The 22,267-nt window shown below is 67.4% G+C and carries 20 protein-coding genes; 9 read left to right on the top strand and 11 right to left on the bottom strand.

Annotation, left to right across the window (positions count from 1 at the left end):
- Positions 1-40 precede the first annotated feature (40 nt).
- On the top strand, positions 41-529 hold the full coding sequence (locus tag QUV18_RS15060; RefSeq protein ID WP_300894830.1) for a peroxiredoxin: 489 nt from the start codon (positions 41-43) through the stop codon (positions 527-529).
- A gap of 64 nt (positions 530-593) precedes the next feature.
- Here the strand turns inward: QUV18_RS15060 and QUV18_RS15055 are convergent, their stop codons facing one another.
- The 7 genes from QUV18_RS15055 to QUV18_RS15025 form a co-directional block, all read right to left on the bottom strand.
- Positions 594-3,485, bottom strand: coding sequence for an error-prone DNA polymerase (locus QUV18_RS15055; RefSeq protein WP_300894829.1), 2,892 nt, complete (start codon positions 3,483-3,485; stop codon positions 594-596).
- A 211-nt stretch (positions 3,486-3,696) separates the two neighbouring features.
- Positions 3,697-4,347: a ribosome biogenesis GTP-binding protein YihA/YsxC gene (gene yihA, locus QUV18_RS15050; protein WP_300894828.1), complete on the bottom strand. Its 651-nt coding sequence runs from the start codon at positions 4,345-4,347 to the stop codon at positions 3,697-3,699.
- Positions 4,347-5,090: an MOSC domain-containing protein gene (locus tag QUV18_RS15045; RefSeq protein ID WP_300894827.1), complete on the bottom strand. Its 744-nt coding sequence runs from the start codon at positions 5,088-5,090 to the stop codon at positions 4,347-4,349. The genes yihA and QUV18_RS15045 overlap by 1 nt, the downstream gene beginning before the upstream one ends.
- Positions 5,090-6,952: a membrane protein insertase YidC gene (yidC, locus tag QUV18_RS15040; protein ID WP_300894826.1), complete on the bottom strand. Its 1,863-nt coding sequence runs from the start codon at positions 6,950-6,952 to the stop codon at positions 5,090-5,092. The genes QUV18_RS15045 and yidC overlap by 1 nt, the downstream gene beginning before the upstream one ends.
- A gap of 112 nt (positions 6,953-7,064) precedes the next feature.
- Entirely contained in the window at positions 7,065-8,609 is a 1,545-nt protein-coding gene (locus tag QUV18_RS15035) for a bifunctional diguanylate cyclase/phosphodiesterase (protein WP_300894825.1), read from the bottom strand.
- Between the two features lie 51 nt (positions 8,610-8,660).
- Entirely contained in the window at positions 8,661-9,539 is an 879-nt protein-coding gene (gene ttcA, locus QUV18_RS15030; protein WP_300894824.1) for a tRNA 2-thiocytidine(32) synthetase TtcA, read from the bottom strand.
- A gap of 42 nt (positions 9,540-9,581) precedes the next feature.
- On the bottom strand, positions 9,582-10,112 hold the full coding sequence (locus QUV18_RS15025; protein WP_300894823.1) for a TlpA disulfide reductase family protein: 531 nt from the start codon (positions 10,110-10,112) through the stop codon (positions 9,582-9,584).
- 58 nt (positions 10,113-10,170) lie between these two features.
- Here QUV18_RS15025 and argH point away from each other — a divergent pair, with 58 nt between their 5' ends.
- From argH to QUV18_RS15005, 4 genes are all read left to right on the top strand, one after another.
- Positions 10,171-11,562 (top strand): argininosuccinate lyase, encoded by a 1,392-nt coding sequence (gene argH, locus QUV18_RS15020; protein WP_300894822.1) that lies wholly within the window; start codon positions 10,171-10,173, stop codon positions 11,560-11,562.
- Positions 11,559-11,738: an argininosuccinate lyase gene (locus QUV18_RS15015; protein ID WP_300894821.1), complete on the top strand. Its 180-nt coding sequence runs from the start codon at positions 11,559-11,561 to the stop codon at positions 11,736-11,738. The genes argH and QUV18_RS15015 overlap by 4 nt, the downstream gene beginning before the upstream one ends.
- Before the next feature lie 114 nt (positions 11,739-11,852).
- Positions 11,853-13,118: a diaminopimelate decarboxylase gene (gene lysA, locus QUV18_RS15010; RefSeq protein ID WP_300894820.1), complete on the top strand. Its 1,266-nt coding sequence runs from the start codon at positions 11,853-11,855 to the stop codon at positions 13,116-13,118.
- A gap of 70 nt (positions 13,119-13,188) precedes the next feature.
- On the top strand, positions 13,189-15,756 hold the full coding sequence (locus tag QUV18_RS15005) for a TIGR02302 family protein (RefSeq protein ID WP_300894819.1): 2,568 nt from the start codon (positions 13,189-13,191) through the stop codon (positions 15,754-15,756).
- Positions 15,757-15,771: 15 nt separating this feature from the next.
- On the opposite strand, the gene QUV18_RS15000 is transcribed toward QUV18_RS15005, so the two are convergent.
- Positions 15,772-16,632: a zinc-ribbon domain-containing protein gene (locus QUV18_RS15000; protein ID WP_300894818.1), complete on the bottom strand. Its 861-nt coding sequence runs from the start codon at positions 16,630-16,632 to the stop codon at positions 15,772-15,774.
- 169 nt (positions 16,633-16,801) lie between these two features.
- Between QUV18_RS15000 and QUV18_RS14995 the strand changes: the two genes are divergently transcribed.
- From QUV18_RS14995 to QUV18_RS14980, 4 genes are read left to right on the top strand one after another with little or no spacing between them, the layout of a single operon-like run.
- Positions 16,802-17,479, top strand: a complete 678-nt coding sequence (locus QUV18_RS14995) for an ATP-binding cassette domain-containing protein (protein ID WP_300894817.1) — start codon at positions 16,802-16,804, stop codon at positions 17,477-17,479.
- The gene (locus tag QUV18_RS14990) at positions 17,476-18,381 is read left to right on the top strand and encodes an FtsX-like permease family protein (RefSeq protein ID WP_300894816.1); all 906 of its coding nucleotides are present in this window, start codon (positions 17,476-17,478) and stop codon (positions 18,379-18,381) included. Before QUV18_RS14995 ends, QUV18_RS14990 begins: the two co-directional genes overlap by 4 nt.
- Complete coding sequence (locus QUV18_RS14985; RefSeq protein ID WP_300894815.1) at positions 18,378-19,121, top strand: lysophospholipid acyltransferase family protein; 744 nt, start codon at positions 18,378-18,380, stop codon at positions 19,119-19,121. Before QUV18_RS14990 ends, QUV18_RS14985 begins: the two co-directional genes overlap by 4 nt.
- The gene (locus tag QUV18_RS14980; protein ID WP_300894814.1) at positions 19,099-19,701 is read left to right on the top strand and encodes a pyridoxamine 5'-phosphate oxidase family protein; all 603 of its coding nucleotides are present in this window, start codon (positions 19,099-19,101) and stop codon (positions 19,699-19,701) included. The genes QUV18_RS14985 and QUV18_RS14980 overlap by 23 nt, the downstream gene beginning before the upstream one ends.
- Positions 19,702-19,885: 184 nt before the next feature.
- Here QUV18_RS14980 and lpdA read toward each other — a convergent pair whose 3' ends face one another.
- The 3 genes from lpdA to QUV18_RS14965 form a co-directional block, all read right to left on the bottom strand.
- Complete coding sequence (gene lpdA / locus QUV18_RS14975) at positions 19,886-21,280, bottom strand: dihydrolipoyl dehydrogenase (RefSeq protein WP_300894813.1); 1,395 nt, start codon at positions 21,278-21,280, stop codon at positions 19,886-19,888.
- Between the two features lie 141 nt (positions 21,281-21,421).
- Entirely contained in the window at positions 21,422-21,841 is a 420-nt protein-coding gene (locus QUV18_RS14970) for a hypothetical protein (RefSeq protein ID WP_300894812.1), read from the bottom strand.
- Positions 21,838-22,248, bottom strand: a complete 411-nt coding sequence (locus tag QUV18_RS14965; RefSeq protein WP_300894811.1) for an MAPEG family protein — start codon at positions 22,246-22,248, stop codon at positions 21,838-21,840. The genes QUV18_RS14970 and QUV18_RS14965 overlap by 4 nt, the downstream gene beginning before the upstream one ends.
- Positions 22,249-22,267: the final 19 nt, after the last annotated feature.

Raw genomic sequence — 22,267 nt, 5'->3', positions numbered from 1 at the left:
TACCCCCGATGGAAACGCAATTGATAGACAGGATGCGACAATGACGATCACTGTTGGCGACAAGCTTCCCGATGCAACGCTGGTTCAGATGGGGGGTGAAGGGCCGGAACCGGTCGAGCTTTCCTCGAAAACCGATGGGCGCAAGGTTGTGATCTTCGCCGTGCCGGGGGCGTTCACGCCCACCTGCCATTCGGCGCATGTGCCGAGCTTCATCCGCACCAAGGACCAGTTTGCCGAGAAAGGCGTGGACGAGATCATCTGCGTCAGCGTGAACGACCCGTTCGTGATGGGCAACTGGGGCGAGGCGACCGGCGCGTCGGATGCCGGGATCACCATGCTGGGCGATCCGGAGGCGAAATTCACCAAGGCGTTGGGCATGGACTTCTCGGCGCCGCCCGCGGGCCTGATCGACCGCTCGAAGCGCTATGCGATGCTGGTCGAGGACGGCAAGGTGAGCGTGCTGAACCTCGAGGACAGCCCGGGCACCTGCGAAGTGTCGGCGGGCGAGGGCCTTCTGGCCGATATGTAAGCCTTTCGGGCTTTGCCGGGGCGGGCAGTGCGCCGCGCCCCGGCTTTCATCTTTCCAAAAATACTCAATTCCCCCCGCCCGACGCGTACGATGGCGTCAGGATATGGCGCAGGAGTGCCACCGGGTGCGCCTTGAGCGAGAGCCGTGTGGCGACATAATCCTCGACCACCTCCTCGCCCAGGGTCATCTGCGGCAGGTGGGCGGCGGGCTCAAGGATGGCCTCGCCCTCCATGTCGCCGGCGAAGAGCGGCAGGGGTTTGTCGCCGGCCAGCGCGCGCGCTTCCCACAGCGCCTCGCGGCGGGTCAGGCCGAGCGCGGCGAAGGCGTCGGCCTCGGCCAGCCGGGTGAGGGTGGCGGGTGGCACGCCGGCGCGGCGCCAGATGTCGGAGACCTGCGTGTAGCCGTTGCCGCGGGCGGCCGTGATCCAGCCCGCGTCTTCCTCGGACAGGCCCTTGACCTGTCGGAAGCCGAGGCGGAGGGCGAGGCTGCCGCGCTCGTCGGGTTCGAGGACGTTGTCGTAGTAGCTTGACTGGATGCAGACCGGCCGCACCTCGACCCCGTGCTCGCGGGCGTCGCGGACGATCTGCGCCGGGGCGTAGAAGCCCATCGGCTGGGAGTTCAGCAGCGCGCAGGCGAAGACGGCGGGGTGGTGGCGCTTGATCCAGGCGCTGGCATAGACCAGCAGCGCGAAGGAGGCCGCGTGGCTTTCGGGGAAGCCGTAGGAGCCGAAGCCCTCGATCTGGGAAAAGCAGCGTTCGGCGAAGTCGGCGTCGTAGCCATTCTTCGCCATGCCGCTGAGGAAGCGGGTGCGGAATTCGCTGACCGAGCCGTTTTTCTTGAAGGTGGCGAGCGAGCGGCGGAGGCGGTCGGCCTCTTCCGGGGTGAAGCCCGCGCCGGTGATGGCGATCTGCATCGCCTGTTCCTGGAAGAGCGGCACGCCGAGGGTTTTTCCGAGGACCTGGCCCAGCTCGTCGGAGGGGAATTCGACGGCCTCTTCGCCGTTGCGGCGGCGGATATAGGGGTGGACCATGTCCCCCTGGATCGGGCCAGGGCGGATGATGGCGACCTCGATGACGAGGTCGTAGAAGCAGCGGGGCCGCATCCGGGGGAGGAAGTTCATCTGGGCCCGGCTTTCCACCTGGAAGACGCCGATGCTGTCGGCCGCGCAGAGCATGTCGTAGACGACCGGGTCTTCGGGCGGCAGGGTGGCGAGGGTGTAGTTGGTCCCGTGGTGTTGTTGCAGGAGGGTGAAGGCCTTGCGGATGCAGGTGAGCATGCCAAGCGCCAGCACGTCGACCTTTAGGATGCCGAGGCTGTCGATATCGTCCTTGTCCCAGCAGATGACGGTGCGGTTTTCCATGGTGGCGTTTTCAATGGGGACCAGTTCGTCGAGCCGCCCCTCGGTGATGACGAAGCCGCCGACGTGTTGGCTGAGGTGGCGGGGGAAGCCCTCGATCTCGCGCATCAGCTCCATGGTCTGGCGCAGGCGGGGGTCGTCGGGGTCGAGGCCGATTTCCTGAAGCCGCTGGCGTTCGAGGTTGCCGGCGGCGAAGAAGCCCCAGAGTTGTGACGACAGCGCGCCGACGGTGTCCTGTGAGAGGCCCATGGCGGCGCCGACCTCGCGGATCGCCCGCTTGCCGCGGTAGTGGATGACCGTGGCGCAGAGCCCGGCGCGGTGGCGGCCGTAGCGCTCGTAGATGTGCTGGATCACCTCCTCGCGGCGTTCGTGCTCGAAATCGACGTCGATATCGGGCGGCTCGTTCCGGGCCTCGGAGACGAAGCGCTCGAAGACCATTGTGCCGGTTTCGGGCGAGACGCTGGTGACGCCCAGGCAGTAGCAGACCACCGAGTTGGCCGCCGAGCCGCGCCCCTGGCAGAGGATGTCGCGGGAGCGGGCGAAGGCGACCACGTCGTTCACGGTGAGGAAGTAGGGCTCGTATTTCAGCTTGGCGATGAGGGCGAGCTCGTGTTCGAGCATGTTTTTCACCTTCTCGGGCGCGCCGTAGGGGTAGCGCCAGCGCAGGCCTTCATAGGCGAGGCGGCGCAGGCGGCTGGCGGGGGTTTCGCCGTCGGAGAGCTCGCTTGGGTATTCGTAGCGCAGCTCGTCGAGGGAAAAGGCGAGGGTGTCGGCAAGCTCTCCGGTGCGGTGGACGGCGTCCTCGTGGCCGGGGAAGAGGCGGAGCATTTCGGTGTGGGAGCGCAGGCGGCATTCGCCGTTGGCGAGCGCGTCGCGGCCCAGCGCCTCCACCCGGCGGCCGGTGCGGATGGCGGTGAGCACGTCGGCGAGGCGGCGGCGGCGGGCGTGGTGCATCATTGGCGTGGCCGAGGCGATGGTGGGCAGGCCGAGGCGGCGGGCGAGCTCGGCGAGGGTGTCGAAGCGGGCCCGGTCCTGCCCGTCGTAGCGGGGGGCCATGAGGAGGTGCATGTCGGCGCCGTAACGGCGGATGAGGCGGCGGGCGCCTCTGGCCCAGTCGCGCTTGTCCTGGCGCCCGGGCGGGTGGAGGAGGAGGGCCATGTGGCCGCCGTTTTCCAGCAGGTCGGCGATGGTCAGGCGGCAGGTGCCCTTCTCGGCGCGCAGGCGGCCGGTGCTGATTAGCCGGCAGAGGCGCGCCCAGCCGGTGCGGTCGCGCGGCAGGGCGGTCAGCTCGATCCCTTCGGTGAGGCAGAGGCGGGCGGCGGGGATGAGGCGCGGTGTGTGGGCCCATTCGGGCGGTTGCGGATCGGGGGCGGGCGGGCCGATGGGGCCGTTCTGCGATTCGAGTGCGCGGCGTTCGGCGACCTGGCGGGCGATCTCGCGGGCTTCGGTGTGGGCGCGGACGATGCCGGCCACGGAATTGGTGTCGGCGATGGCGAGCGCCGGCAGGCCGAGAAAGGCCGCCCGGCTTATGTATTCCTCGGGGTGGGAGGCGCCGGTCAGGAAGGTGAAATTGGAGGTGGCGGAGAGCTCGGTGAACATGACTCGGGGAGTATATTCACGTTTTGTTCTTATTTGGAGTCGTAAGTTGAAGGTGCCCCGGGACCCCTAGCGTTTTGAGAAGAGGCCCCGGCTCGGGGGTCGGGGCGGGTTGGAAAGGTGGCGGTGGTTTGGAGACTTGCTACCCGTCCCGGGCCTGACCCGGGACCTCTGGCGGTTGGATGGCGAGGCTCGGGGAACGGGGCGGGGAGAGCTAGGCCACGCCGGCGATCGTCGCGCGGAGGGTGGCGAGGCCGTCGCCCTTTTCGCTGGAGGTCAGGATGATCTCGGGGAAGGCGGCGGGGTGTTTGGCCAGCTTGCCGCGGACCTGTGTCAGCACCGTCTCGCGGTCCTGGGCCTTGACCTTGTCGGCCTTGGTCAGGACGCATTGGAAGGTGACGGCGGCGGAATCGAGGAGCGAGAGGATCTCCTCGTCGACCTCCTTGATGCCGTGGCGGGCGTCGATCAGGACGAAGGCGCGGCGCAGGGTGGCGCGGCCGGAGAGGTATTGCTTCAAGAGCGCCTGCCACGCCGCGACCTTGGGCAGGGGGGCGTTGGCGTAGCCGTAGCCGGGCAGGTCGACGAGGTAGTGGCTGTCGCCCAGGGCAAAGTAGTTGATTTCCTGCGTGCGGCCCGGCGTGTTGGAGGCGCGGGCGAGCGCCTTGCGGCCGGTGAGCGCATTGATCAGCGAGGATTTCCCCACGTTCGAGCGGCCGGCGAAGCAGACCTCGGCCCGGTCGGCAGGGGGCAGGCCGGACATGGCGACCACGCCTTTCACGAAATCGACTTGCCCGGCAAAGAGCTTGCGGCCCGTCTCGGAGGCGTGCTGGTCGGGCTCGGGGGCGAGGGGGAAGGGGAGCGCCATCAGAGCGGCTCGACGCTGTCGCCGGTGGCGATCTCGCCGGTCCTGGTGACGAGGGCGTAGATTCCGAAATTCTGGTGGCCATGGACGGATTTGAGCGCGCCCAGCGTGTCGGCGTCGCGCGCGCCCGTGGCCGGGTTGGCCGTGGTGGCGAGGCAGCGGACGATGGGCTCGCGCACCTCCAGCTCGGCGGTGCCGATGCGGATTGTCTTGCCGACGAGGTCAAACTCCGACCATGCGGGCAGGCCGGTGAGGTGGATGTTGGCCCGCCAGCGGAGCGGCGAGAGGTCCTGCTCCATCTCGCCGGCGAGCGCGTCGTTCGAGGCGAGGTTGATCAGGCTGATGGAGGAGAAATCGGTGTCAGTCATGCCGCGGCCCTCGACCCGGACGATGCGGGTAGACTGGGCCCGGTTTTCCGGCATGAGCGGGCGGACCCAGTCGAGGAAGGCGCGCGACTCGGTGTCGGGGTCGAAGGTGACGGGGGGCCGGTCGGGATGGGTGAGGGTGACCGTGCCGGTGGCCTCGTCCGTTCGGGCGTCGATGGCCATGAGCGCGGGCACCTTGGCGCCGCGTGAAAACTCGGCACAGGGGGCCCATTCGGACCCGTCGGCGCGGGCCGCCTCGTGGGCGACGGCCCAGCGCCGGTCATAGGGCATGGTCTGCCCCTCGGTCAGGGTGACGCGGTCCAGCGTCTCGCGCCCGTGGCCCTTGATCGGGTGACGCCAGAGCGCGGCGACCGTGGTCATTACTTGCCCCCGGACTTGTTGGGCTTCTTGGCGTCCTCGGTGGCTTTGGGCTTCTTCTTGAAGCTCGACTTGATGTTGCCGAAGACATCCGGCTTGTAGCCCTGGCTGCGCATGATCAGGTATTGCTGGGCGAAGGTGATGGTGTTGTTCGCGATCCAGTAGAGGACCAGGCCGCTGGCGAAGCTGCCGAGCATGAACATGAACACCCACGGCATCCAGGCGAAGATCATCTGTTGCGTCGGGTCGGTGGGGGCCGGGTTCAGTTTCTGCTGCAGCCACATCGAGATGCCGAGGCCCAGCGGCAGGATGCCGATGAAGATCAGCGCGAGGATCGAGCCGGGTTCCGGCGCGGCCCAGGGCAGCAGGCCCCAGAGATTGTAGAGCGACGAGGGATCGGGCGCCGAGAGGTCGCGGATCCAGCCGACCCACGGCGCGTGGCGCAGTTCGAGGGTGACGAAGATCACCTTGTAGAGCGAGAAGAAGATCGGGATCTGCAGCAGGATCGGCAGGCAGCCCGAGGCGGGGTTCACCTTTTCCTTCTTGTAGAGCGCCATCATCTCCTGCTGAAGCTTCTGGCGGTCGTCGCCGGCGCTTTCCTTGATCTTCTCCATCTGCGGCTGGAGTTCCTTCATCTTCGCCATCGAGACGTAGGACTTGTACGCGAGCGGCAGCAGCAGCGCCTTGATGATGAGCGTGAGCGCGATGATCGCCCAGCCCATGTTGCCGATCATGGCGTTGAGCCAGTGCAGCACGGCGAAGATCGGCTTGGTCAGGAAAAAGAACCAGCCCCAGTCGATCGAGTCGAGGAATTTCGGGACGTCCTGCTCGTTCTGGTAGTCGCGGATGGTGGCCCATTCCTTGGCCCCGGCGAAGACGCGGGTCGAGCTGGTGGCGGATTCGCCGGCGGCGAGGGTGACGGTGGGGTGGCGCGCGGTGGTCTGGTAGATGTCGCGGCGGCCGTCGCGGAAGGTGCTGATCTTGGTGCCGGCGCGCTGTTCGGGAATCAGCGTGGTCATCCAGTAGTGATCGGTGAAGCCGGTCCAGGCGGCCTCTTCCACGGCGAGGGTTTCGTGGTTCGAGGCGGGTTCGAAATCGTCGTAGTCGATCTCGGTCAGCTCGCCGTCGACGATGCGGATGCCGCCCTCGTGCAGGATGAAGAAGTTCTTCAGGTCCGGCGGCGTGCCGTGGCGGGCGAGGATGCCGTAGGGGGCGAGAGACCGGGTGTCATCGCCGGTATTCTCGACCGACTGGGTGACGGTGAACATGAACTTGTCGTCGACGCTCATCTCGCGGCGGAAGGTCAGGCCGGCGCCGTTGTCCCAGGTCAGCACGATGGGGCTGTCGGGGGTGAGCGTGCCGTCGCCCTCGAGCTCCCACAGGGTGTTGGCGCCCGGCACCTCGTCACGCGAGAGGCCGCTGCCGGGGGCCCAGCCGAAGAGCGCGTAATAGGGGGTATCGCTGCCGACGGGCGAGAGCAGGCTGACGATGTCGGAGTCGGGGTCGAGCGTCTCGCGGTAGTCCTTGAGCGCGAGCTGGTCGATGCGCCCGCCGCGGAGCGAGATGGAGCCCAGAAGCTCGGGCGTGTCGATCTGGACGCGGGGCGCCTCGTCCTCGGCGGGGGCTTCCTCGGTGGCGGCGGCCGTGGCGGTGCCGGTGTCGGCGCCGGGGTCGGCCGAGCCGGGGGCGACGGCGACATCGCCGGTGTCGTCGGTGCCCTGCTGGCCGGTCTGCTGGGAGGTTTCCTGTGTCGTCGTGTCGGCCGTGTCCGTCGCCTCGGGCGGCGGGAACAGCACGAACCACAGCAAGATCACCACGAAGCTGAGCGCGGTTGCAAGGATGAGGTTCTTGTTCTGGTCGTCCATCGCCAGCGGCACCCGTGGTTGAGAAAGTTTGACGGGGTTCAACAGAGTGCAGGACGAAAGGTCAAGGGGATTCAGGGCAATTCGCGGCTAGGTGCGGCCAGATGCCGTGCCGTCAGACCGCGCCCTTGCGCAGGTCCGGCGGGGCCTGAAGCTTGCCCGAATGGGTGCGCAGCCACGGCAGCGTGGCCTCGGGCGGCATCGGCCGGGCGATGCCGAACCCCTGCACATGGCCACAGCCGAGCTGGGCCAGGAGGGAGTGTTCGCCGGCGGTCTCGACCCCTTCGGCGAGGGTTTCGAGTTCGAGCTGTTCGGCCATGGTCAGGATCGCCGCGACCATGCGCTGCTGGCGCGGGTCGGTGTCGATGCCGCGCACGAAGGAGCGGTCGATCTTGAGCCGGTCGATGGAAAACCGCTTGAGCGAGGAGATCGAGGCGTGGCCGGTGCCGAAATCGTCGAGGTCGATGCGGCAACCGAGGTCGGAGAGGCGGCGGATGTTGCGGGCGGTGTCGTCATCCGGAGAGGTGGACACGACGGTTTCGAGGATCTCGATCTTGAGGCGGGACGGGGCGAGATCGTTGCGGTCGAGCTCCCACGCGATGGTGTCGGGGAGGGCGGGGTCGCGCAGGTCGGTGGGCGAGAAGTTGACACCGACGCCGGGGATGGTGAACCCCGCACCGTCCCAGCGGCCAACCGCCTCCAGCGCCTCGCGCAGCATGATCGCCTGGAGCGTGCCGGTCAGGCCGGCCTTTTCGACATGCGGCAGGAAGGCACCGGGCAGGAGTACGCCGCGTTGCGGATGGCGCCAGCGCGCCAGTGCCTCGAAGCCCGACACGCGGCCGGTATCGGTGCAAAGCTGGGGCTGGTACCAGGCGATGATTTCCCCGCCGTTGAGGGCCTGTGCGATTTCGTCCTGCGGGCGGGCGGGTCGGATGCCCGGTGCCGGGATGCCCGGTTCGGGCCGGCGAACGCGGATCGCGGACGGCCCGTGCGTCGCGGCCTCGCGCAGGGCCGCAGTGGCGACGGCCGCGAGGCCGGACCCGTTTTCCGCAAGGCCGCCGGCGGACAGGCAGATGCCGATGGCCGCGGTGAAGCGCGGCCCCTCCGGTGCTGCGGGGGCGGGGCGCTGCGCCTCGCCTTGGAGGCGGGCGGCAAGCTTGCATACGGCCTCGGGCGTCATGGAGCGGGGCGGGGAGAGAACGATGCCGAAGATCGCATCGTCGAAGCGGAACACCCTGTCCCGCCGGCGCAGGCAGGCGTTCAGCCGGTCGGCGACGCGGTCGGCGGCCTGCCCGGTCGCGGCGTCGCCATGTGTGTTGCGGAGTGCGGCGTGGTTTTCCAGTTCCAGCATCATGCAGGCGGTCATACCGCCCTGGTCGCGGGCGCGCAGGAGGGCGGCATCGATCGCCTCCTCCAGCGAGGCGCCGGGGGCGGGCGGGCCGGTCTCCATGCCGGCGGGTGCGGGCGTGCGGCCGAAGACACCGGCCACGACGAGCAGGGCAGGGAAGGCGACGGTTGACCAGAGCAGGGCCGATTCGCCCCCTGCCCAGTAACCCGCCAGCAGGAGCGCCGGCAAAAGGGCCAGCGCCAGCGGCCCGGTCAACAGGTCGGCGAGCTGTCGGCGCAGCAGGGCACAGGTTTGTCGGATGCGTAGAATCATGGACGTTCCCGGTTTGTGCCCGGACGCTACGTCCTGTCGCTCAATTTTTCCTTAACGCAGCTTCGGCGGTGCGTCCGGCCCGTTTTGCAAGGCCGTATCCTCTGCGTTCCGCCGCTGGAGGCCGGCGAAATCGAAGAGGCCCGAATCGAGCAGGTGGGACGGCCGGGCGTTCATCAGTGACCGGAACATGACCTGCCGGCGGCCGGGGGAATTGCGTTCCCAGCCATCGAGGATCTGCTTGACCTGCTGGCGCTGGAGCCCGTCCTGCGAGCCGCAGAGGTCGCAGGGGATGATCGGGTAGTTCATGGCCTTGGCGAAGCGCTCGCAATCGGCCTCGGCGACGAAGGAGAGGGGGCGGTAGAGGAAGAGGTCGCCCTCTTCGTTGACCAGTTTCGGGGGCATGGTGGCAAGGCGGCCGCCGTGGAAGAGGTTCATGAAGAACGTCTCGAGGATGTCGTCGCGGTGGTGACCGAGTACGACGGCCGAACAGCCTTCCTCGCGGGCGATGCGGTAGAGGTGGCCGCGGCGGAGGCGCGAGCAGAGGGCACAGTAGGTGCGGCCCTGCGGGACCTTGTCGACGACGACGGAATAGGTGTCCTGGTACTCGATCCGGTGGGGCACGCCCATTTTCTCGAGGAACTCGGGCAGGACAGTGGCTGGGAAGCCGGGCTGGCCCTGGTCGAGGTTGCAGGCCAGCAGCTCGACCGGCAGGAGGCCGCGCCATTTCAGCTCGTAGAGAATGGCCAGCAGGGTGTAGCTGTCTTTCCCTCCGGAAAGGCAGACGAGCCACTTGGCACCCTTTTCGACCATGCCGTACTGTTCCACCGCCTCGCGCGTCTGGCGCACGATGCGTTTGCGGAGTTTCTTGAACTCGGTGCTTGAGGGGGCGCCCTCGAACAGCGGGTGGATATCGTCGGCGTTGTCGAACATGGAACGGGCCTTAGACCTTCCCGCGCCATCCGGCAAGAGATGTCAGCCGGAGGCGCCGTCCTCGATCAACGCCCTGAGAATCGCCTTGGCGCTGTCGGAGTTCCAGTGGGCGTCGCCCTGCATCCGCGCGATCTCCTGCCCGTCGCGGTTCAGGATGACGGTGATCGGCAGGCCGAGGATGCCCATCTCGCGCGAGATCTGCATCTTGGGGTCGCGGTGGAGGGGGAGATTGTCGACGCCGATCTCGTCGAAGAAGGATTTCATTGCCGGGGGCGGGTTGCGGCCGGTGGCGATGGTGACGACGTCGAAATCCTCGCCGCCCAGGTCGGATTGCAGCTCGGAGAGCATGGGCATTTCCTTGCGGCAGGGGGCGCACCAGGTGGCCCAGAAGTTCACCACCGCGATCTTGCCCTGGTAATCGGCGAGCGAACCGGTGCTGCCGTCTTCCATGGTGTAGCTGGCCTGCGAGACCTCCTTCGGCTCGGAATGGAAGGAGAGTTTCTTCATGTCGCCCTCGCGCATGGCGGCGAGCTTGTTCATGTCGGCCGCGGCGGCGTTTGCACCGAGGATCATGCATGTATAAAGGACGAGCGCAGACAGGATTTTCATATTCCCTCCGAAGGGCCAAGACATGACTGACACGACCTCGAACCAGATGTGGGGCGGCCGCTTTGCCGCCGGACCGGACGCGATCATGGAGGCAATTAACGCCTCGATCGGGTTCGACAAGCGTCTGGCGGCACAGGATATCGCCGGCTCGAGGGCCCATGCCGCCATGCTGGCCGCGACGGGCATCGTCAGTGATAAGGATGCCGAGGCGATGAGGGAAGGGCTGCTCACGGTCTTGTCAGAGATCGAAGGCGGCACGTTCGAATTTTCCACCGCGCTGGAGGACATTCACATGAATGTCGAGGCGCGGCTGAAGGAGGTGATCGGCGAGCCTGCCGGGCGTCTGCACACGGGCCGGAGCCGGAATGACCAGGTGGCGACGGATTTCCGGTTGTGGGTGCGCGATCAGCTGGATGCGGCGGAGGCGGGGCTCGTCACGCTCTTGCAAGCGTGCCTCGCGCAGGCGGAGGCCGGGGCGGACTGGGTCATGCCGGGGTTCACGCATCTGCAGGTGGCGCAGCCGGTGACATGGGGCCATCACATGATGGCCTATGTGGAGATGTTCGGGCGGGATCTGAGCCGGGTGCGCGATGCGCGGAAGCGGATGAACGAATGCCCGCTGGGCGCGGCGGCGCTGGCGGGCACGTCTTTCCCGATCGACCGGGAGATGACGGCGGAGGCGCTGGGGTTTGACCGGCCCTGTGCCAACAGCCTCGATGCGGTGAGCGACCGGGATTTCGCGCTGGAATTCCTGGGTGTGGCCAGCATCTGCGCGATGCACCTGAGCCGGTTTGCCGAGGAGCTGGTGATCTGGTCATCGGCGCAGTTCCGGTTCGTGGCGCTCTCCGACCGGTTCTCGACCGGGTCGTCGATCATGCCGCAGAAGAAGAATCCCGACGCGGCGGAGCTTCTGCGGGCCAAGGTGGGGCGGATCTTCGGGGCGAACGTGGCGCTGATGACGGTGATGAAGGGGCTGCCCTTGGCCTATTCCAAGGACATGCAGGAGGACAAGGAGCAGGTCTTCGACGCGGCCGATCACCTGATGCTGGCGCTGGCGGCGATGGAGGGGATGGTGCGCGACATGACACCGTTGCGCGAGAACCTCGAGGCGGCGGCGGCGACCGGGTTCTCGACCGCCACGGACCTGGCCGACTGGCTGGTGCGGGTGCTGGGCATGCCGTTCCGGGAGGCGCATCACGTGACCGGATCGCTGGTGGCGATGGCCGAGAAGAAAGGGTGCGATTTGCCGGATTTGAGCCTCGAGGACATGCAAACGGTGCACGGGGCGATCACGGGGGATGTATTCGACGTGCTGGGTGTGCATAATTCGGTGGCGTCCCGGACGAGCCTTGGCGGCACCGCACCGGTACGCGTGCGCGAACAGATAGCCCGGTGGAAGGAGATCCTGTCATGAAACGCGTCTTCGTTCTTGTGAGCCTCGCGGCGCTGGCGGCCTGTGGCGCCGATGGCGAACCGATCCAGCCGTCGATGAATGCCAATGTCGGGATGGGCTCGAACGGGCTGAGCGGCGGGGTCGGCGCCGATTTCGTCTCGGGACGGTTCACGATGGGTGTGGGCACAAGCCTCTGAATCCCCCGGGGGTGATTTGCCGGATGGTCTGTGCCCACCGGATGCGGTATCGCGGGCCCTGGCCGGGGAATTGAGTATTTCCGGAAAGATGAAACGCCGGGGTGAGGCTGAGAGATGGACCATTTCCTGTATCGGGACGGGGTGCTGCATGCCGAGGACGTGCCGGTGGCCGAGATCGCGGCCGCGGTGGGCACGCCGTTCTATTGCTATTCCACTGCCACGCTGACGCGGCATTTCCGGCTGTTCGACGAGGCGCTGGCCGGCATGGACCACCTTGTCTGCTACGCGATGAAGGCGGCGAGCAACCAGGCGATCCTGAAGACGCTGGCGGGGCTTGGCGCGGGGATGGACGTGGTCTCGGGCGGGGAATACGCGCGGGCGAAGGCGGCGGGCGTGCCGGGGGAGCGGGTCGTGTTCTCGGGCGTCGGCAAGACACGCGACGAGATGCGGCTGGCGATCGAAGGCGGTATCCGGCAGTTCAACGTCGAGAGCGAGCCGGAGTTGCGGGCGCTGAGCGAGGTGGCGGCGGGCCTTGGCGCGACGGTGCCGGTGACGATCCGGGTGAACCCGGACGTGGACGCGAAGACCCATGCCAAGATCGCCACGGGCAAGAGCGAGAACAAGTTCGGCATTCCCATCGCACGGGCCCGCGAGGTCTATGCCGAGGCCGCGGCCCTGCCGGGGCTGAAGGTGATCGGGGTCGACGTGCATATCGGCAGTCAGCTCACCGATCTGGAGCCGTTCCGGCTGGCCTATCGGAAGGTGGCGGAACTGACCGAGACGCTCAGGGCCGACGGGCATGACATCCGGCGGCTCGACCTCGGCGGAGGCCTCGGCATTCCCTACACGCGGAGCAACGAGGCGCCGCCGCTGCCGCTGGATTACGGCGCGATGATTCGCGAGGAGCTGGGGCATCTGGGCTGCGAGATCGAGATCGAGCCGGGGCGGCTGGTGGTCGGAAATGCCGGAATTTTGGTCAGCCGGGTGATTTACCTCAAGGAGGGCGAGGGGCGGAATTTCCTGATCCTCGACGGGGCGATGAACGACCTGATCCGCCCGGCCATGTACGAGGCGCACCACGATATCGTGCCGGTGATCGAGCCCGACGCGGCGGTCGAGCAGGCGCCGTATGATATCGTCGGGCCTGTCTGTGAAAGCGGCGATACCTTTGCCAAGGGCCGGATCATGCCGCCGGTGGGCGAGGGCGACCTCGTGGCATTTCGCAGTGCCGGGGCCTATGGCGCGGTGATGGCGAGCGAGTACAACACCCGGCCCCTGGTGCCGGAAGTGCTGGTGCATGGGCATCAATTTGCCGTCATCAGGGCGCGTCCGACCTTTGACGAGATGATAAATCGCGATACCATTCCGGAATGGCTGTAAGAGTGCGACAGGTGCGGCAGCCCCCGATCCGGAAGGGAGCATGGCCAGACAGACCCCTCTGACCCCCGTGATGAGCCGTTTGCGGCGTCCGCTCAGCCTGACATGGGCCGGGCTGATCGCGGAACGGCTGGTGCGGGCGTTCTGGCCGTTCTGGACGGTGCTGGCGGCGACGGCTGCCGTGCTGATCCTTGGATTGCAGGATTTGATGCCGGTCGAGGTGGTCTGGGTGGGCTTCGTGCTGGCCGGGCTGGGCCTGATCGGTTTTGCCATTCATGGCGCGATGCGGTTCCGCTGGCCGAGGCGGCAGGAGGCCGTCGACCGGATGGACAGCGTGATGCCGGGCCGGCCGCTGGCGGCGCTGGGCGACCGGCAGGCGATCGGCGGGGGCGACCCGGCCTCGGAAGCCCTGTGGCAGGCGCATCTGCGGCGCATGGCCGAGCGGGCGAGCGCCGCGAAGGCGGTGGAGCCGGACCTTGCGCTGGCGCCGCGTGACCCGTTCGGGCTGCGCTACGTTGCCTTGCTGGGGCTGGTCGTGGCGCTGCTCTTCGGGTCGGTCATGCGGGTGGGTTCGGTTTCGCAGATGGGGCCGGGGAGCGGCCCGGACATCGCGACGGGCCCTGCCTGGGAAGGCTGGATCGAACCGCCGACCTATACCGGGCTGCCGAGCCTCTACCTCAACGACCAGAAGGGCGAGATCCGGGTGCCGGAGGGCAGCCGGGTGACCGTGCGGCTTTACGGGGAGGTCGGTGCGCTGAGCGTGGCCGAGACCGTCTCGGGCCGGACGGAGGACGTGGGCGCGGCGACGGACACGGAACATTCCTTCGTGATCGTGTCGGACGGCACGCTGAGCATCGACGGACCGGGCGGAAAGTCGTGGACGATCGTGGCGATCCCCGACCGGGAACCGCAGGTTTCGCTTGTCTCGGACGGGGCGAAGACGACCTTCGACGGGCAGATGAGCCAGCCGTTCAAGGCCGAGGACGATCACGGCGTGGTGGCGGGCAAGGCGACCTTCCGGCTGGACCTCGACGCGGTGGAACGGCGTTACGGGCTGGCGGTGGAGCCGGAGCCGCGGGAGCCGATCTCGATCGACCTGCCGATGCCGATCACCGGCGACCGGGCGGAGTTTACCGAAACCCTGATCGAGAACCTGTCGCAGCATCCCTGGGCGCACCTGCCGGTGACGCTGGAGCTGGAAGTGCGCGATGCAGCCGAGCAGGCCGGGCAGAGCGCGCCGGAGGAGATGCGCCTGCCGGCGCGGCGGTTCTTTGATCCGCTGGCGGCCTCGGTCATCGAGATGCGGCGCGACCTGTTGTGGTCGCGCGACAATGCGAAGCGCGTGGCGCAGGTGCTGCGGGCGGTGTCGCATGCGCCGGAAGAGGGGTTGTTCCGGTCGGAGACGGCCTATCTGCGGCTGCGGGTGATCCTTCGGCGGCTGGAAACGCTGACGGCGCATGACAGCCTGACGACCGAGGCGCGGGACGAGGTGGCGCAGGCGCTTTGGGACCTGGCGCTGGTGCTGGAGGATGGCGATATCGGCGACGCGCTGGAGCGGATGCGCGAGGCTCAGGAGCGGTTGAGCGAGGCGATGCGCAACGGCGCCAGCGAGGACGAGATCGCCCGGCTGATGCAGGAGCTTCGGGATGCCACGCAGGACTACCTGCGGCAGAAGTCGCAGCAGGCGCAGCGCGATGGCGAGCAGCAGCAGGGCGACCAACAGCTGTCCGAGAACATGATGACGCTGAACCAGCAGGATCTGCAGGACATGATGGACCGGATCCAGGAGCTGATGGAGGAAGGGCGCTATGCCGAGGCCGAACAGGCGCTGCAGGAATTCCAGGAGATGATGGAGAACCTGCGGATGACCGAGGGCCAGCAGGGTCAACAGGGCCAGAACCCCGGGCAGGAGGCGATGGAGGGGCTGGCCGAGACGCTGCGCGATCAGCAGGGCCTGTCGGACCAGGCGTTCCGCGACCTGCAGGAGCAGTTCAACCCCAATTCCCAGCAGGGCCAGTCGCAGCAGAACGAGGGCCGCGATGGCTCGCAAGGGCGGGGCCAAAGCCACCAGCAGGGCCAGGGCAACCAGCCCGGCCAGCAGCCAGGGCAGCAGCAGGGCCAGAACGGTCAGGAAGGGCAGCAGGGCCAGCAGGGTTCGCTCGCCGACCGGCAGGAGGCGCTGCGGCGCGAGCTGGAACGGCAGCGCGGCAACCTGCCCGGCGCCGGCAGCGAGGCGGGCGACGCGGCACGCGAGTCGCTCGACCGGGCCGACCAGGCGATGCGGGGTGCCAAGGATGCGCTGCGGCAGGATGACCTGGCCGAGGCGATCGACCGGCAATCGGAGGCGATGGAAGCGCTGCGCGAGGGGATGCGGAACCTTGGGGAGGCGATGGCCGAGAACAACCAGACCCAGGGCGCGCAAGGGCAGGCCCGCGGCCAGTTCGGCGACCAGCAGAACGATCCGCTGGGCCGGGCGCCCGGCCAGGGTTCACAGGTGGGCACGCAGGACAACCTGTTGCAGGGCGAGGACGTTTACCGCCGGGCGCGGGAGTTGCTGGACGAGATCCGCCGGCGCTCGGGCGAGGGCGAGCGGCCGGACGTGGAACTGGAATATCTCAAGCGGCTGCTGGAGCGGTTCTGAGGCGGGGCGGTACCGCTACCCGCCGATCATTTCCTGAACCTGCGCCACGAGCGGTGCGACCGCCTCGTTCAACTGCGCCCGCCAGCCATTCACCGTTTCGACGTAGGCAATCAGCGGTTCTGCCGTGGCCGGGATGGTTTCGGCGATCACCGGCGAGAAGATGTAGACCGCGGTGGCGATGATCGCCAGCAGCACGGCCAGGCGCAGACCGCGGCGGAAGCCGCCGGTCGAGCGCTCGGGCGCGGCGACCGTGCTGCCATCGCGGGCGGAGAGATCTTCCTTCGCGGCGGGCTGGGCCGAGGCGATGGTGGAGTTGATGTCATCGATATCCGGGAGCAGGCCACGGCGGGTTGCCGGGTCTATATCCTCGTCCTCGGCGGGGTCATCCTGGGGGGTGGCCGCTCCGCGGAGGCGTGCCATGCGGGCCTTGGCCTGGTGCGAGCGCCGGTCACTGTCGTCATGCGCCCCGTCGAGCCCGAGATCGGGCTGCGTTTCCAGCCAGCCCTTCTCGGCCGCGCGAGCCTGCTTTTCGCGCGAGGCCTCCTCGCGCAGGACGCTGGCGACATCGGGGTCGAGCTCGCGCCGGGAGGGCGTATCTTCGGCCGGGGTCGCGGTCAGGTCTTCGGCTTCGTCGTCATCGACCTCGACCCAGTCGGGCGTGTCTTCATCCTCATCGGCGGCCACATCCGCATCCGCAACCGCGACAGTCTCGCCGGGCTCGGCCGGTTCATCGGGCTCGGCGGTATGGGGGTGATCTGGGTGCGACTGAAACCAGGTGTCCCCGCAATTGGAACACTGTACGTCACGCCCGTCTTCCGGAATAACCTCGTCCGGAACCTCGTACTGTGCCCCGCAATTCGGGCAAATGAGCCTCATTTCGCCATCCGTCGCCTGATCCCCGGCAGCCGCCTTTTTAAGTCCGGCGGTCAGCTTGACCTTATGTGTAACGGCTGGTTTGTCAAAGAGCAAAGCAATTTGGGGCAGTTACCGTTGCACTGCCGCATGCCTTGGGGCATGAAAGGGCTGTTTCGCGAAGGGGCAGGCTTTGATCGAGCTGGAGAACGTGGCCTACAATTACGGCGGGGGCGAGTTGCTGAGTGAGATATCGCTCAAGCTGCAGCCCGGGTCGTTTCATTTCCTGACGGGGCCGTCGGGGGCGGGCAAGACGACGCTGCTGAAGCTGTGTTACGGGGCGCTTCTGCCCACGTCGGGGCAGGTGCGGCTGTTCACGTCGGACGTGCGCGACATGGAGCGGGACGATATCGCGCTGGCGCGGCGACGGATCGGGGTGGTGCACCAGGATTGCCAGTTTCTCGACCATCTGAACGTGTCGGACAATATCGCGCTGCCCCTGATGGTGGCCGGGCGCGACCTGCTGGCCGAGGGGGCGAACCTGAAGGAGCTGACAAGCTGGGTGGGCCTGACGGCGCGGGCGGGTGCGCTGCCGCCGGAGCTGTCGGGCGGCGAGCGGCAGAGGGCGGCGCTGGCACGGGCGGTGATCATGTCGCCCGACGTGGTGCTGGCGGACGAGCCCACGGGGAACATCGACTGGGACATGTCACAGCGCCTGTTGCGGTTGCTGATCGAGCTGAACCGGATGGGCAAGACGATCATGGTGGCGACCCATGACCTTGCCTTGATCCGGGCGGCGAAGACTCATGTGCAGGCGCGCGTGCTGCGGATTTCCAACCGGCGCCTGCAGCTGGCGGGGGCGGACCTTTGAAGGCGGTGCTGAGCCAGGTGAGCGAGTTTCTCGTCGGGGACACGCAGGCCGACCGGGTGGTGCCGCCCACCGGGTTCACCGCGACGCTGACACTGTTCAGCGCGGCGGCGATGGCGTTCCTTGCGGTCTTCGCGCTGGCGCTTTCACTGGCCACAGGGCGGCTGGCCGAGCAGTGGGGATCGGAGCTGGCGCGGAGTTCGACCATCCGCATATCGGCCCCCGACGGCCAGCTTGCGGCCCAGACCGAGGCGGCGCTGAAGGTGCTGGAAACCACGAAGGGCGTCGACACGGCCCGCGCGCTGAGCTCGGAGGAGCAGCAGGCGCTGCTGGAGCCGTGGTTCGGGCCCGACCTGCCGGTCGACACGCTGCCCATTCCGCAGCTCATCGAGGTGATCGAAACCGAGGAGGGCTATGATGCCGAGGGGCTGCGCCTGCGGCTGGCGGCGGAGGCGCCGGGCGCGGTGCTGGACGACCACACCCGCTGGCGGCGGCCGCTGGTGAAGGCGGCGAGCCGGCTGCGGATGCTGGGCTGGGCCTCGATCCTGCTGATCGGGGCGGCGACGGCGGCGATGATCACGCTGGCCGCCAACGCGGCGCTGGCGGCCAACACGCAGGTGATCAGCGTGCTGCGGCTGGTGGGCGCGCGGGATTCCTACATTGCGCAGGCCTTCGAGCGGCGGTTCACCCTGCGGGCGCTGACCGGGGCGGGGATCGGCATGGTGCTGGGCATGGTCGCGATCGCGCTGCTTCCTTCGGCGCAGCCCGAGGGCGGGTTCCTGACCGGGCTGGGCTTCCAGGGGTGGCACTGGATCTGGCCGCTGACCATCCCGATCCTGGCCGGGCTGGTGGCTTTTGGCGCGACCCGCGCCGCCGCGCGGAAGACCTTGCGGGACATGCCATGAGAGAGGCGCTGCAATGGGTCCGGTCGCTGATCTTCGTCGTGAATATCTACGCGATGATGGGGATCATGGGGATCGTGTTCTTCCCCTGGGCGCTGGTCAGCCGGAAGGGCGCGCTGACCGCCTGTCATACATGGTGTCGCTGGGTGCGGTGGACGGCGCGCTGGATGGTGGGCATCCGCACCGAGGTGCGCGGCACGCCACCCACCGACGAGGTGCTGATCGCCGCGAAGCACCAGTCTTTCCTCGATATCATCCTGATTTTCGGCAGCGTGCCCGCCGGCAAGTTCATCATGAAGCGCGAACTGATGTGGGCGCCGGTGATCGGGCAGTACGCGCTCAAGATCGGCTGCGTGCCGGTCGACCGGGGCAAGCGCAGCCTTGCGATCAAGAAGATGGTGCGGGACGTGGCGAAGGGCCGCCAGCAGCCCGGTCAGCTTATCATCTATCCGCAGGGCACCCGGATCGCGCCGGGGGTGCAGGCGCCGTTCAAGATCGGCTCTGGCGTGCTCTACGAGGAACTGGGGCAGGATTGCGTACCGGCGGCTACCAACGTGGGGCTGTTCTGGCCGCGCATGGGCATCCTGCGCAAGCCGGGGCTGGCGGTGGTGGAGTTCCTGCCGCGGATCGAGGCGGGGCTCGACAAGGGCACGTTCATGGCGCGGCTGGCGGACGAGGTCGAGGAGGCCTCGAACCGGTTGATGACGGAGGCGGGGTTCGATGCGGACAATAGAGACGGTTGAGGCGCTGTCAGTGCTCTACGACGAGGCGGTGCCGGCGGCGATCGTGAAGGTGGCGACGCGTCTGACGCCGCTCTACCGGGAATGGATCGAGGGGGCGCGGTTCTGCATCCTGTCGACGGTCGGCCGGGAGGGCGTGCATGGCAGCCCGCGCGGCGATGACGGCCCGGTGGTGCGGGTCGAGGACGAACGCACGCTGATGATGCCCGACTGGCGCGGGAACAACCGTCTGGATTGCCTGAAGGATATCGTCGAGGACGGGCGGGTGGCGCTGCTGTTCCTGGTGCCTGGGTCGAACACGACGGTCCGGGTAAACGGACGGGCGGTGCTGACCGACGACGAGGGGTTGAGGCAGGGATTTGCGCACAAGTCGATCCTGCCTGCGACGGTGATCGTGATCGAGGTGGCCGAGGTCTACACCCAGTGCGCCAAGGCTCTGCTGCGCTCGGGCCTGTGGACGCGAGACGATCGCGACACGGTGCCGACGGTGGGGCAGATCCTGGCGGACATGTCCGATGGCGAGATGGGCGGCGCGGCCTATGACCGGGATTACGAGAAGAACGCCAAGCCGCGCATGTGGTAGGCCGCTCGTCGGGCCCTCGCAGGCCCGCCTCGCAATTTTCCGCGACGGAAGTGTCGGGCCGTCGCGTAACAGTCTTGCAGTGTCCGCATCCGTCCCCCTGGTGTAAAGGAGACTGCCATTCACATCGTAGAGTGCCTGTGGCGGATGCACGGCCGGTGAGAGCAGCTTCTCACCGGCCGTTCCGTTACGAGTGGATCGGCCCCAGGCCGCAGGCCAGCGCCGCCTCGCGCACCGCTTCCGAGAAGGTCGGGTGGGCGTGGCAGGTCAGCGCCACGTCCTCGGCCGAGGCGCCGAATTCCATCGCCACGCAGATCTCGTGGATCAGGTCGCCGGCCGAGGGGCCGATGATGTGGGCGCCGAGGATGCGGTCGGTTTCCTTGTCGGCGATCAGCTTGACGAAGCCCTCGCCGGCGAAGACGGCCTTGGCGCGGGCGTTGCCCATGAAGGTGAACTTGCCGACCTTGTAGGCACGGCCCTCGTCCTTGAGTTGTTCCTCGGTCTTGCCGACGGCGGCGACCTCGGGGTGGGTGTAGATGACGCTGGGGATGACGTTGTAATTGACGTGGCCATGCTTGCCGGCGATCACGTCGGCGGCGGCCATCCCCTCGTCCTCGGCCTTGTGGGCGAGCATCGGGCCGGTGATGGCGTCACCGATGGCGTAGATGCCCTTGACGTTGGTCTGCCAGTGCTCGTCGGTCTTGATCTGACCGGTCTTGGTGAGCTCGATGCCGAGCGCGTCGAGGCCGAGGCCGTCGGTATAGGGTTTGCGGCCGGTGGCGACGAGGACGACGTCGGCGTCGAGCTGGTGCTCGCTGTCGTCCTTGCGCAGCTTGTAGTTCACCTTGGCCTTGGTCTTGAGCGTCTCGACCGAGGTGACGGCGCTGCCCATGACGAATTCAAGCCCCTGTTTCTTCAGCATTTTCTGGAAGTTCTTCTGAACCTCGCCATCCATGCCGGGGGTGATGTTGTCGAGGTATTCGACGACCGTCACCTGCGTGCCCAGCCGGGCATAGACGCTGCCCATCTCGAGGCCGATGACGCCGGCGCCGATGACGACCATCTTCTTGGGGATCTTGGGCAGTTCAAGGGCGCCGGTGGAGGTGACGACGATCTTCTCGTCGATGGTCACCTCGGCGCCGGGGACGTTGGCCGCCTCGGAGCCCGAGGCGATGATGATGTTCTTGGCCTCGTGTGTGTCGTCGCCCACCTTGACCTTGCCCGCCTCGGGGATCGAGCCCCAGCCCTTGAGCCAGTCTATCTTGTTCTTCTTGAACAGGAATTCGATGCCCTTGGTGTTCTGGCCGATGGTGTCTTCCTTGTAGGAGAGCATCTCTTTCCAGTCGACGGAGGGCGCCTTGCCCTTCAGCCCCATCTTGGCGAAATTGTGCTCGGCCTCGTGCAGCATGTGGGAGGCGTGGAGCAGCGCCTTGGAGGGGATGCAGCCCACGTTGAGGCAGGTGCCGCCGAGGGTCTCGCGGCCTTCGACACAGGCCGTTTTCAGGCCCAGCTGGGCGCAGCGGATGGCGGCGACATAGCCGCCGGGGCCTGAGCCGATTACGATGACGTCATAGCTTGCCATGAGCGGGTTCTCCTTGGATTTGGGACGTCGGTATCACGTCGGTATCTTGTCGGTATTGCGTCGGTGTTTGCGTCGGGGAGGGGCGCTGCCCCTCTTGGCCTTCGGCCAATTCACCCCGGGATATTTGTAGCCAGAAGAAGCTCATGTCAGGACGCCTTTTCGGGCCGAGTGAACGAGGTAGAGGAAGGCGGCCAGCCAGAGCACGGACCAGAGCAGGACATATTGCAAGCGTATGACCGCATAGTAGGTGTCGGCATACGGATCGGAGCCGGATTGAGCCTGGGTCTGGAGGAAGAGAAACAGTGCGAACGGAAAGACCATCGCGGCGAGGAGGGCCAGCATGGCCCAGATGGTGTGCCGGCTTCTGCGAATACTGAGCCAGGTGACGATGGTGGCGGCGATCAGCAGCGGGATGGAGGCCCAGACCTGAAAGGTGCCGGGGAGACCTGCGAATTGCTCCGGGGGGCCCTCGCGGAAGGTCGGGATCAGGTTGAACGCGGTGTTCAGCGCGATAGCCGCGCAGGCCGCCGCAACAAGGGTTATGCCGAGAGGTCGCTTCACAGGAGCGCCGCCAGCAGCATGAGGGTGGTGGCGAGAAAGCCCACGGCCCAGATGAGGGAGCGCCACGGGACCCAGCCGAAATAGTAGGCGGGGATGTAGAGGACGCGGGCGGCGAGGTAGGTGAAGGCGCAGGCGGCGGTGAGGGGGGTGGACTGGTCGGCCAGCGTGACGATGACGCAGGCGATGGTGAAGAGGATCAGCCCCTCGAAATGGTTGTTGAGCGCGCGGAAGAGGCGGCCGGTGCCGGGGCTGACCTGGTCGATCAACGGCTGGCCGAGGCGGCCGGGGTCGCGCGGGGAGAGCGTCTTGCCCGGGCCGAGCTCGAGATTCGCCGGGACCGCCATCAGGACGTATTGCACGACCTGAAGCAGGGCGGCGAGAGTGAGGGCGGTGAGCTCGGGGGTCATTGGGCGGTCACGTCCCGGG

It is taken from the genome of Roseovarius sp., from assembly GCF_030373445.1.
Taxonomy (GTDB): Bacteria; Pseudomonadota; Alphaproteobacteria; order Rhodobacterales; family Rhodobacteraceae; genus Roseovarius.
This window is presented reverse-complemented; position numbering and strand designations above follow the sequence as displayed.